The following is an 11,452-nucleotide window of genomic DNA, read 5'->3' as shown; positions in this document are numbered from 1 at the left end:
GTGTCCGTGCGGGATGTGGAACGCCCGGATCTCTTCGCCGTTGAAGTGGATGGAGAGGGCGTCGTCGAAGGTGACGACGGGCAGGGCCACGTCGGGCGATCCGCCCGCCTGGAGCCTCGTGCGCACGTTCGTGTGCGCGACGATCGTGGAGGCGTCCCCGAACTCGGCGTTGCCGCCCGTATGGTCGCCGTGAAAATGGGTGTTGATGATGAACTGCGGCTGCGCGGCTTCCTCGGATTGTCCCACTTCCCGAAGCGCGTCGCGGATCTTGTCCGCCAGCGGTGCGAACTGATCGTCGACCATCACGACACCGTCCGGACCCGAGGACACGCCGATGTTGCCGCCGCTCCCCACCAGCATCCAGACGTTGCCGGCGACGTGCGTCGCCTCGATCTGGACGGCCGAGAAGTCGCGCTGCGCGAAGGCGGGGTCGCAGAAAAGTCCCGTGCAGAGGGTCGCGAGGAACAGCGATCGAGCTTTCATGGAAGGAAACTCCTGAATACGGGCGCCGTGCAGCGCCGAACGCGTACCGCCGGGCAAGTACCGCCAGGCGCCCGAAGATGGGGCGCGGCCCGCGCCAATGCCACCTTTCGCCGCCTCCGGCCTGGGCGGCCTGCCAGGCGCCGGAACTCTTGACCGCCCGACGATTCCCGAAGCACACTGCGCAAAATGCGCAGCTATGTCGTTTTTCTCCTGCTCTTTTCGGTCAAGGTCGCGGCGAAGGCGTTCTGCCGGGTCCGGCTGCAGTGGCTCCACGAAGCCGACGATCCCTGGTCCGGTCTGCGCGTGCTCGCCCTGCTCAACCACACGAGTCTCTTCGAACCGGTCTTCCTCGCCGCAGTGCCCAGCCGCGTGCTATGGCAACTCGCGACGCACGGTGTCATACCGCTCGCGGACAAGACCGCGGCTCGACCGATCCTCGGCCGACTCTTCCTGCTCTTCGCCAAACACGTGGTGCCGGTGACGCGCGAGAAGGATGACACGTGGGAGGAAGTGCTCCGTCAGGTGCGGGATCCGGAGGCCGTGCTCCTCATCCTGCCGGAAGGGCGGATGATGCGCCGCACGGGGCTGGATGTTCAGGGGAATCCCATGACGATCCGCGGGGGCATCGCGGACATCCTCCGGGCGATGCCGGACGGCCGGCTGTTCATCGCTTACAGCGGCGGGCTTCATCACATCCAGGCCCCCGGGGAACGCTTTCCGCGACCCTTCCGGAGCGCCTGGCTGGGCGCCGAGGTCGTGGATATCGAGGAATACCGCGGAGAATTGGGCGGCTCGGAGTGCGCGGAGACCTTCAAGGGGGCCGTGATCGAGGACCTGACGCGCCGGCGGGACGCGTACTGCTATCGCAACGGATGAAGCCGGACGGGCGTCCTGTCAGTTGAAGCGGACGCGCCTCCAAGTCCCTTCCTGGTCGAGGGTCCACGCATCTCCGTCGATCACGACGAACGAGATGCGGCGCGCGTTCCGGATGTCGGCGGCGGGGTTCGCCTCAAGGACGATGAAGTCGGCGCGCTTCCCGATCTCGATCGTCCCCCGCTCGTGCAGTTGGCCGAGCGCGATCGCACCGTTCCTCGTGGCCATGCCGAGGACTTCGAGGGGGGGGATGCCGGCCTCCACGAGCAGCTGCATCTCACGGTGGAAACCCTCTCCCCACTCGGTCGTGCGCGGAGCATCGGATCCCACGAGGAGGCGGACGCCGTGACCGTGGAAGGTCCGGACCAGCGCCTCGGCCTTGGGCCAAACCGCCTCGAGCGCTCGCTGTTCGTCGTTGGACAGCGGCGCGCAGGTGGCGGCGGCGGCCGGACAGTCGAGGGAGGCGGACGCGCTGGCCAGCATCGGCAGGAGGGCCGAGTCGTTCGAGAGGAGCGCCGTGACGGCACGGTCGACGTCGGGCCCCTGTGGCTCCAGTCGCTCCAGCCACGCGACCTGGGCCGGGACCTGCCCCGCCTCCGCGAGCGCCTGGAAGGATCCGCGCTCGCTCTCCAGAAGCAACTCGGCGTCGCCGGAGACCAGCGGACCCGCGACGGCGGAGCCGGCACGGAGGGCCAGCAGCCACCCACCATCCCGGCGGTCGGCCCACAGGGGCACCTCCGCCCCGCGGGCGGCTCGCGCGATCCCGATGAGCCAGGACGGAGGGACGCCGGACGCGACGGAGACGAAGTCGGCCCCATCCGCAGCCTGCCGCGTTACCTCCGCGACGGCGGCGGCTTCGGATTCCAGTGCCACGCCGCGAGGCGCGCTCCCGGCATCGAGAACGGGTCCGCCGACGTAGACGGCGGGCACCGGATCTTCGCCGAAACTCCCCCGCCCCCGCTCCTCGAAGGCGGCCAGGGACGTGGCTCCGTCGCGCACCCCCGTGATTCCAGCGGCCAGCAGCGCACGCAACTCTTCGGTGGTTTGGGGCGAGGCGTGAGCATCGATGAACGCGGGCATGAGGTAGGAGCCCGAGAGGTCCACGACGACGGTGCCTTCCGGGGCGGCCACGGAGCCCTGGGCGCCGATGTCCCGGATTCGGCCGCCCCACACGAGGACCGCCGAAGAAGGCCGGGGCGGCCCGCCGCGGCCGTCGATCACCGTCACATTGGTGAACAACTCCGACTGCGGCGTGATGAACGTGTCCTGTCCCGCGCCCGCCAATCCGCCGGGGAGAACCGCCGCCGCCAGTATCGCGGAAACCGCGAGGAGTCGCCGGCGCCCCGGCGTCCGCGAGCGGCGCAAATCAGGCCCCGTCCGCCTGTGGTCCATCCGCGGACCGGATGAAGAGTTCACGCTTCGGATAGGGAATCTCCACGCCAGCCTCCGCAAAGGCGCGGAGCGCCCTCTCGCTGATGTCATCCGCGATGCGCCGTCGCGCCCTCGCCTCCACGATCCAGACGCGCAGTTGGAGGTTGACCTCGGACGGGCCGAAGCTCCGGGCGATGACGATCGGCGCGGGATCGTCCTTGACCCCCTCGACGGACAGGGCGATGTCCACCAGCAGCGACTTCGCCCGCTCGATATCCGATTCGTACGCGACGGAGAATGGGATTCGGAGGCGGATGTCCTGGCCGGACATCGTGTAGTTGACGATGTCGCGCAGCATGAGCTGACTGTTCGGGACGACGATGACAAGGTTGTCGGGGTTCCGGATCTTCGTGGCCCGGAGCCCGATCTCGATCACGTCGCCCCAGGACCCCGTCTCGTTGGGCGCCGTCCACAGTTCGATCCGGTCCCCGACCTGGAACGGGCGATCGACGATGAGCAGCACGCCCGCGATCACGTTGGAAAGGGTGTCCTTGGCGGCAAGCGACAGGGCGAGACCCATGACGCCGGCCCCGGCGAGGAGAGGCGCGATGTTGATGCCCAGCTCCGCGAGCGCGAGGACGATGCCGAGGGCGATGACGGCGAAGCGAATCGCCTTGTTGATCATCGGGAGCGCCGTCTTGTCGAGCGGCGTCGACGTGCGCGAAACGACCTCGGTCTCGATCGCGGTCAAGAGGTCTCCGACGAACCGGCTCAAGGGGAAGAAGAGGACGCCAATCCAGATCGCATAGACCCATTGGGCCACCGTGGGCAGGGCCCAGATGTCGAGCAGACGCCAGACGGCCAACGCCCCGCTCGACAGCAGCAGGGCCTGGCGGAGCAGCCGCACGGCCAGATCGTCGAGTTGTGTCGCGGTCCGGGTCACCCAGTGTTTCTGTGCTCGGCCCAGCACCATCAGCGCCACGAGGTAGACGAGGCCGGCGACCGCGATGACGATCAGGCTGGGCAGCCACCGCGGAGCCATGAAGGCGACCACCTCGGTCCACAGTTGTGACAGTCTCTCCATTTGGCCTCGCCTCTCTCAAGCCTTGTCCGTCACCCGCGTGGCTCTCGCGCCCGCGTGGCAACTGCACCCCCGCGCGCGGTTGCCGCACGATGCCGCGCAGAATCGTATCGTAATGGTACCGTGGCAGCCTTCTTGCGGATAACTTGGGGGATGGAGCGGCAGGAATCGAACCGGGAGCGGTGATGTTGAACGGAAAGTTCGGAAATGCGGGCGTCGGAGCGGCCTTCCTCGGGTTGGCGATGCTCGTCAGCGCGTGCGCGCCGGAAGCGGCGGGGGAGAGCGGGCGCGCCGCGGCCTCGTCGATGGCCGCAGTCTCCTCGGCGGGCGAGGTCTCGTCGACGGTCGATGCGGCGTTGGCCGCGACCATCGCGGAAACGCCGACGATCAAGGTCTACAAGTCTCCCACCTGCGGGTGCTGCTCCCTCTGGGTGGACCACATGCGGGAGGCCGGGTTCGAACTCGACGTCCTCGACATGGATGATGCGGATCTGATCCGCGTGAAGCTCGACGCGGGCGTACCGCTGCGGATGCAGACATGCCACACGGCTCTCGTGGGCGACTACGTGTTCGAGGGGCACATTCCCGCGGACGTCATCGCCCGGTTCCTCGCCGAGAAGCCCTCCGCGAGCGGGCTCGCGGTGCCCGGCATGCCGATAGGCTCCCCGGGCATGGAGTTCGGGGACCGCGTCGACCCCTACGACGTGATCCGGTTCGACGCCGCAGGCAACACGTCGGTCTACGAGAGCCGCTGACGCCGTAACCCCGCCGCTCCCGGCACATCACGGACGCAGTCCGAATGGCTTCGTTCATCGCCGCGCTGCTGGCGCCGGTCGCCGGAGTCCTCCTTTACATCTGGCTGCACAATCGCCCGCGCACGATCCGTGTGATCGATTCCGCCGTCGTGTGGATCCTTCTGGCGCTAGTCGCCTATCAGGTCCTCCCACACGCCTGGACCGAGCGTGACATCGCGCCCCTGATCGCGGTCCTGCTTGGAGTCGGCATCCTCTATCTCATCGAGAAGATCTCCCGTTCGCTGGCGCGGCACACGGACGACTTCGCCATCGTCTTGGGCGTGTGTTCGATGGCGGTGCACGCGCTGCTGGAGGGCGGCGCGCTGACGCCGGCCACGGCGAGTGCTCCGCTTGCCGCCGCCGTCATCCTGCATCGGGTCGCCGTGGGGCTACTGATCTGGTGGCTGATCGAGCCTCGGCACGGCGTCGGCCTGGCCATGGCGGGGGTCGGGGCGATCCTCGTGGCGACGACGATCGGGTTCGCGGCGGGCACGGAGATACTCCCGGACGGGCACGCCGCCATCGAACTCTACCAGGCTTTCGTCGCGGGGTCGCTGCTTCACGTCGTGCTCCACCAGGGGCGCCGCGACCACAGGCACGGCTAAGGGCGGCAAGGGCGGCGCGGCCGCCTGCCGGGCCGGCTCACCGCCTCGGCGACGTACGCCACGGACTTCCTCGTCGCCACCCTCGGATCGGGTATCCGCAGGATGCCTCGGGCGCCGTGCCCGCGAGAAAGAGTTCGGGCTGGCCGCGACATCCCCACCCGGCGCGCAGGCCGGTCCGGGGCTCGACCTCGACCCATTCCACGCCGTCGGGGAATCGGAAGTCGGATCCGCCGTCCGGTCCGAGGACCCGGATGAGAAAATCCGTGAAGATCGGCTGGGCGGCACGCGACCCCGACAAGCCCAGGCGCGTTCCGTCGTCGAAGCCCACCCAGACGCCGACGGCCAGTTCCGGCGTGTAGCCGACGAACCAGGCATCGCGCGAGCCGTTCGTGGTCCCGGACTTCGCCGCGATGGGGCCCATGTATCCGGCCGCACGCACGCCGCTCCCGGTGCCGCGCTCCACCACCCCGCGCAGAGCCGACGTCAGCAAGTACGCCTCCGCCGGGCTGATGACGGCCTCACGGCGAAGCTCGGCCGGTCGGATGGCCTCGCCCTCTCGACCCAGGACCGCGCGGGCGGCCCGCGGAGGCGCCCGTCTCCCCTCCGCCGCCAGCACCGCATAGGCCGCCGTCAGCTCGAGGAGCGTCACCTCCGAGGCGCCGAGCGCCAGGCTCGGATAGGGCGCCAGAGGACTTCCGACACCCAGTCGTTGCGCGGTCTCCACGATCCGCTCCGGACCGACGGCGAGTCCCAGGCGGGCGAACGGCACGTTGCGCGACCCTTCGAGCGCGTCGCGCAACCTCACGGGTCCGAGGAACTCGCGATCCGCGTTGGAGGGACGCCACATGCCCGCCGGCGTCTCGAGCGCCAGCGGCTCGTCGCGCAGCGTGGAGGCCAGGGTGAACGGGGCGTCCGCCCGCGGATCGAGCGCGGCCAGCGCCACGATCGGCTTGAAGGCGCTTCCCGGCTGACGCAGCGCGTCCGCGGCGCGATTGAACTGCGACGTGCCGTAGGCGCGTCCGCCGACCATCGCCAGGATGTCGCCGCTTCGCGGGTCGAGGGCCACGAGCGCCGCCTGCAGAGGCCCCGTCTGCTCCGTGAGGCGGGGACGGATGCGCTCGAGCGTGCGGATTCCGTCTGACACGGCCAGCTCCGCCGCTCGCTGTATCTCCGGCTCCAGCGACGACACGACGGTGAGGCCCGCGCCATCCAGACTCAGCGGCCGTGCTCCGGACCCCAGCTCTCGCCGCAGGAAGTCCAGGTACCAGCGGGCGTCGGCGCGCCGCTCCCGCGGAGCGCTGAGGGTCAGACGCATTTCGAGTTCGGCGTCGAGCCGGTCCGCTTCGATGTGACCGAGGGCGTGCATCTGCCGCAGGACCATGTCCCGCCGCGACCGGGCCCGCTCCGGGTGCCGGTGCGGGGCGTACATGCTGGGACCGCGAATGATCCCCACCAGCATGGCGGACTGGCCCAGCGTCAACTGGGAGACATCCCGGTCGAAGAAGAACGGCGCCGCTCGACCGAAGCCGTGAATCGCCACGCCCCGATCCTGCCCGAGGTAGATGTGGTTCACATACGCTTCGAGGAGACGCCGCTTGGAGAACCGCCTCTCCAGGGCCACGGCGATGGCCGCCTCGCGGACCTTCCGGAGCAGCGTGCGGTCGGTCGACAGGAAGAGCGTGCGCGCGAGCTGCTGGGTGAGGGTGCTGCCGCCTTCGGCGATCCGCCCCTGGCGCAGGTTCGAGAGCATGGCGCCGGCGATACGGCGGGGATCCAGCGCGCCGTGTTCATGGAAGCGGCGATCCTCCACGGTGAGGAGGGCGTCGATCAGATAATCGGGCACTTCCTCGAGTCGTACCGGGATGCGGTCGCGGCCGTGCTCGCCGGGCACGGCGCCGATGACCTCGGGATCCAGGATGAGCGTCTCGAGGTTCCGCCCGTCCGCGTCCCGAATCGATGTCACCCGACCCGCGCCGGCATATCCGCGGAACCGGACGCGCACCAACCCGCCGGGATCCATGTAACCGCCCAGACGCAGCGCCCGCCGGCCCAGCCTCAGTTCTCCGCCGCGCCACGCGAACTCCCCGCGGTCGGGCGTGCGCTTCGAAACGGAGCGATAACCGGCTCGCGTCAGGTGGCTTGCGACGTGCCGCGGCTCCATGCGGTCGCCGGGACGCAGGACCAGCGGCCGAGCGACGACGCGGGTCGGGGAGACCGCATCGATCGCTTCGAAGTCGCGCACGACCTTCGCCTCGAAGCCCAGATACCCCAGCCAGCCCGCCGCGACGACGCCGGCCAGGATCCCCAGCCTCCGCCAGACTCTTCCCTTGCTTCTCTTGCCTCTCTTGCTCTTCACATGGGCTAAGACGCTCCGGGTCGAAAAAAGGTTCCCGGATCAGTCGGCCGCCCGCATGTGCGTCCCGAAGGTGTCCAGATCGATGTTCGAGCCGGAGAGGACGAGGCCGACCCGACGGCCTTCCAGCCTCTCCCGTAGTGGCCCGCACGCGGCCGCCAGCGGAGCGGCGGAGGCGGGTTCTGCGACCAGCTTCGCGTCGACGAACAACGCTTTCAGGGCGGAGCGGATCGCGTCGTCTTCGACGAGCACGACATCATCCACGTAGCGCTGCACGAGTCCGAAGGTGTACGGCGCCGCGTGAGGGGCGCCGAGGCTGTCCGCGATCGTGTCGATGCGATCGAGCGCCACCGGCTCGCCGGCATCGAGGCTGCGCCGCATGGAGTCGGCGCCGACGGGCTCCACGCCGTAGACCCGGCACGCGGGCGCAAGCTGTTTCACGATGCTCGCCGTGCCGGAGATGAGACCTCCACCCCCGATCGGGACGACGAGCGCCTCTAGGTCGGGGAGCTGTCCCGCGACCTCGAGACCCACGGTCGACGCGCCGAAAACCGTCGCCTCACCCTCGAACGGGTGGATCTCGAGCCGACCCTCTTCCCGGGCCATCTCCTCCATGCGTGCGAATCCGCTCGCCCCGTCGTCCGCGAACTCGATCTGCGCTCCGAAGTTCCGGCAGCGGGCGACGCGGGCCGGGTTGGCGGATGACAGCATGACGACCTTCGCGCTCGTGCCGGCGGCCCGAGCGGCGTAGGCCACGGAAATGGCATGGTTCCCGGCGCTCACGGCCGTGACGCCTCGCCGCAGCGTCTCCGCGTCCGCGCGGAGGACGTTGTTCAGGGCGCCCCGGACCTTGTAGGAGCCGGTACGCTGGAAGAGTTCCAGTTTGAGATGAAGCTCGACTCCCGCGGGCAGCGAGGCGACACCGCGGTCGGGAATCCAGCGTCTCACCGGCGTCCGTTCGATCCAGGGCGCGACCCGCGCGAGCGTCTCTCGGCTCTGCGTCGGCGTCGGGGGCGTGGGGGCGGGGGATTCGGTCATGGGTTGCCGGAGTTGAGGTGGAACGGGGTCGGGGCCGGCGCCGGCCGAGGCCGCCGGGCCGTGTCGGGTCGCCGACTTGACAAGCTAACGGTGCGATGCGATCCTCCGCGCCCATGACGAACACCCATCCGTTTTTCGGCCATTATTACTACCACCGCGTGCGCGGAGGCCGGTGATCGTCTAGCTGTAACCTGAACACAGACTGCGAACGATCGATGCCGGCCCGGGGTGGCCGGCTTTTTTTGTCGCTGCCCTCCCGCCCGGCGTCGGCCTTCCGAGCCGACGACATGAACCGCAACATGAACCACAAAACGACAAGACTCGCCCTGCCCAAGGGGCGGATGCAGTCCGGCGTACTCGAACTGCTGACCGCCGCCGGCGTACGGGTCGATCTCGGGGAGCGCCGTTACCGCCCGGTCATCTCGATCCCCGGTTTCGGCGCCAAACTGCTCAAGCCGCAGAACGTCGTGGAGATGCTGCATGCGGGATCCCGCGATGTGGGATTCGCGGGGGCCGACTGGGTAGCGGAACTGAACGGGTCGCTGGTCGAACTTCTGGACACGGGACTCGACCCCGTGCGCGTCGTGGCGGCCGCTCCGACGCGGATCGCCGGGGCGGGACTGCGGGCCGCCGGCCGCCGCCTCACGGTAGCGTCCGAATACACGCGGCTCTCCTCGCGCTGGATCGAAGATCGGGGACTCGACGCGACACTCGTGCGGTCGTACGGCGCGACGGAGGTGTTCCCGCCGGAGGACGCCGACGTCATCGTCGACAACACCGCGACGGGCGCGACGCTCGACGCCAACGGGCTCGAGATCGTCGACGAACTCATGGCCTCATCGACCCGCCTCTACGCCAACCCGCGGGCGCTCGAAGACCCGCGGCACCGTGAGCGCATCGAGGACCTGGTCGTCGTGCTGAAGTCGGTCGTGGAAGCCCGGCAGCGGGTCATGCTGGAAGTCAACGTGGACGCGGCGAGGCTGGATGGCCTGGTGGCCGTGCTCCCCTGCATGCGCAGGCCGACGGTGTCGCGTCTGCACGGCGAAGAAGGCTACGCCATCCGGGTCGCGGTGCTGCGCGAAGCCCTCCCGGGCCTGATCCCGCGCGTGAAGGCGCGGGGCGGGACCGATCTCGTCGTGACGACGCCGGGACAGATCGTCGCATGAGCGGGGTGGCGGTGGCCGCGCCGCCGAGCGAACGGCTCCGGCTCGATCACAACGAGCGCCTGTTTCCGGCGCCGGAACTCGTGCGTCTCCTCTCGCGGGTGCCGGCGAGTGCCCTGACGCGGTATCCGGAGGCGGACGGCCTGGAGGCGTCCTTCGGCGCGGCCTGGGATCTGGACGCCGACCGCGTCCTGGTCACGGCGGGAGCGGATGACGCGATCGACCGCGTGTGCCGCCGCTGGCTCGCCGGCGGACGGGAGATGGTCACCGTGACCCCCACGTTCGAGATGTTCCCGGCCTTCGCGGCGCTCGCGGGCGGCCGGGTGCGGTCCGTGCCCACGCTCGACGACCCCGCCCCTCTCGGACCGATACTCGACCGGCTCGGGGAACGGACGGGGCTGGTCGCCGTGATCTCGCCGCACAACCCCACGGGAATGGTGGCCCCGGTCGAGCGGATGCTGGCCATCGCCGACAGCCTGCCGGCGAACGCCGTGCTGCTCGCGGATCTCGCCTACGTCGAGTTCGCCGACCGCGACCCGACGCCGGAACTGCTGCAGCGCGACAACGTCCTGGTCGTACGGACGCTCTCCAAGGCGTGGGGTCTCGCGGGGCTTCGAGTGGGTTTCGTGCTGGGCGCTCCCGAGGCGATCGCGGATCTCCGCGCCGGCGGTGCGCCCTTCCCGCTTGCGGGCCCTTCGATCTGGTTGGCGGAGCAAGCGCTGGCACTGGGCGACCGCGTCACCGCGACGTACGTCGCCGCCGTGCGCGACGAGCGCGAAAGGCTCAGCTCGGCGCTGCGCGGGTCGGGGGCGGAGCCCTTCGAGTCGCAGGCGAACTTCGTGCTGGCCTCCACCGACCGGGCGGCCGCCCTGCACCGCGGCTTTCGGCAACGGGGCATCGCCATCCGACGCTTTCCGAACTTCCCGGACCTGGTCCGGATCACGCTTCCGGGGGACGAGGCGACGTTCCGCCATCTCCTCCGTGTGCTCGACTCGACCGTTGGACCCATCTCATGAAGGGGATTGCCATGAACGCCACCTCCGGAGAGAGTCGCTCCGCCACCGCCCGCGTGGGAGAACGGTCCCGGCGCACCCTTGAGACCCGCATCGAAGCCCGGCTGGACCTGGACCGCCGGGGACGCAGCCGCGTCGATACGGGGCTCGCGTTTCTCGATCACATGATCGGCGCCGCGGTCTTTCACGGCGGCATGACGCTGGACCTGCGCGCGCAGGGCGACCTCGACATCGATGACCACCACACGGTGGAAGACTGCGGACTCGTATTCGGTTCGGTCATCCGGGACGCGCTCGGGGACCGGCGGGGGATTCGCCGCTTCGGGTACGCTTATGCGCCTCTCGACGAGGCGCTCGCCCGGGCGGTCGTGGACCTCTCCGGGCGTCCCTTCGCCAGCGTGGACCTGGGCCTCCGGCGCCAGATGCTGGGGACGGTCGCGACCGAGAATCTCCCCCATTTCTTCACCTCGCTCGCGACGGCGGGAGGCCTGACGCTCCACCTGGATGTGATCCGCGGCGACAACGACCACCATCGGGCGGAGGCCGCCTTCAAGGCGTTCGGTCTCGCCCTCGCCGAGGCGGTCGCGGAGCGCTCGGCGGCCGGAGTCCCGAGCACGAAGGGGGTACTCGAATCGGGCGACTTGCCCGCAGCCGACGTGGAAGAGGACTCGGGGGCCG

Annotated in this window: 10 protein-coding genes and 1 pseudogene; 6 read left to right on the top strand and 5 right to left on the bottom strand. The window is 69.7% G+C overall.

Annotated elements, in window-relative coordinates:
• Nucleotides 1-483 (bottom strand): MBL fold metallo-hydrolase (locus OXN85_13350; GenBank protein MCY3600946.1); only part of this gene is annotated, 483 nt, incomplete at its 3' end.
• 186 nt (nucleotides 484-669) lie between these two features.
• Between OXN85_13350 and OXN85_13345 the strand changes: the two genes are divergently transcribed.
• Nucleotides 670-1,359, top strand: coding sequence for a hypothetical protein (locus OXN85_13345; protein ID MCY3600945.1), 690 nt, complete (start codon nucleotides 670-672; stop codon nucleotides 1,357-1,359).
• Nucleotides 1,360-1,377: 18 nt separating this feature from the next.
• Here the strand turns inward: OXN85_13345 and OXN85_13340 are convergent, their stop codons facing one another.
• On the bottom strand, nucleotides 1,378-2,721 hold the full coding sequence (locus OXN85_13340; protein MCY3600944.1) for an amidohydrolase family protein: 1,344 nt from the start codon (nucleotides 2,719-2,721) through the stop codon (nucleotides 1,378-1,380).
• 1 nt (nucleotide 2,722) lies between these two features.
• Nucleotides 2,723-3,811: a mechanosensitive ion channel family protein gene (locus tag OXN85_13335; protein ID MCY3600943.1), complete on the bottom strand. Its 1,089-nt coding sequence runs from the start codon at nucleotides 3,809-3,811 to the stop codon at nucleotides 2,723-2,725.
• Nucleotides 3,812-3,993: 182 nt separating this feature from the next.
• On the opposite strand from OXN85_13335, the gene OXN85_13330 reads away from it, so the two are divergent.
• Together OXN85_13330 and OXN85_13325 are read left to right on the top strand one after the other, a co-directional pair.
• Nucleotides 3,994-4,563: a DUF411 domain-containing protein gene (locus OXN85_13330; protein ID MCY3600942.1), complete on the top strand. Its 570-nt coding sequence runs from the start codon at nucleotides 3,994-3,996 to the stop codon at nucleotides 4,561-4,563.
• Between the two features lie 44 nt (nucleotides 4,564-4,607).
• A complete protein-coding gene (locus OXN85_13325; GenBank protein ID MCY3600941.1) occupies nucleotides 4,608-5,207 on the top strand; it encodes a hypothetical protein in 600 nt (199 codons plus the stop codon).
• 37 nt (nucleotides 5,208-5,244) lie between these two features.
• Here the strand turns inward: OXN85_13325 and OXN85_13320 are convergent, their stop codons facing one another.
• Entirely contained in the window at nucleotides 5,245-7,563 is a 2,319-nt protein-coding gene (locus OXN85_13320) for a transglycosylase domain-containing protein (protein MCY3600940.1), read from the bottom strand.
• Nucleotides 7,564-7,602: 39 nt separating this feature from the next.
• Nucleotides 7,603-8,598, bottom strand: a complete 996-nt coding sequence (locus OXN85_13315) for a threonine/serine dehydratase (GenBank protein MCY3600939.1) — start codon at nucleotides 8,596-8,598, stop codon at nucleotides 7,603-7,605.
• Between the two features lie 287 nt (nucleotides 8,599-8,885).
• Between OXN85_13315 and hisG the strand changes: the two genes are divergently transcribed.
• The 3 genes and pseudogenes from hisG to hisB all read left to right on the top strand — a co-directional run bounded on the left by hisG (nucleotide 8,886) and on the right by hisB (nucleotide 11,403).
• Complete coding sequence (hisG, locus tag OXN85_13310) at nucleotides 8,886-9,764, top strand: ATP phosphoribosyltransferase (GenBank protein MCY3600938.1); 879 nt, start codon at nucleotides 8,886-8,888, stop codon at nucleotides 9,762-9,764.
• Complete coding sequence (locus OXN85_13305) at nucleotides 9,761-10,777, top strand: histidinol-phosphate transaminase (GenBank protein MCY3600937.1); 1,017 nt, start codon at nucleotides 9,761-9,763, stop codon at nucleotides 10,775-10,777. Before hisG ends, OXN85_13305 begins: the two co-directional genes overlap by 4 nt.
• Before the next feature lie 11 nt (nucleotides 10,778-10,788).
• Nucleotides 10,789-11,403: pseudogene (gene hisB, locus OXN85_13300) on the top strand (imidazoleglycerol-phosphate dehydratase HisB).
• Nucleotides 11,404-11,452 lie beyond the last annotated feature (49 nt).

Source organism: Candidatus Palauibacter australiensis (assembly GCA_026705295.1).
Taxonomy (GTDB): domain Bacteria; phylum Gemmatimonadota; class Gemmatimonadetes; order Palauibacterales; family Palauibacteraceae; genus Palauibacter; species Palauibacter australiensis.
The sequence above is the reverse complement of the archived record's forward strand: the minus strand, read 5'-3'. Positions and strand labels throughout refer to the sequence as shown.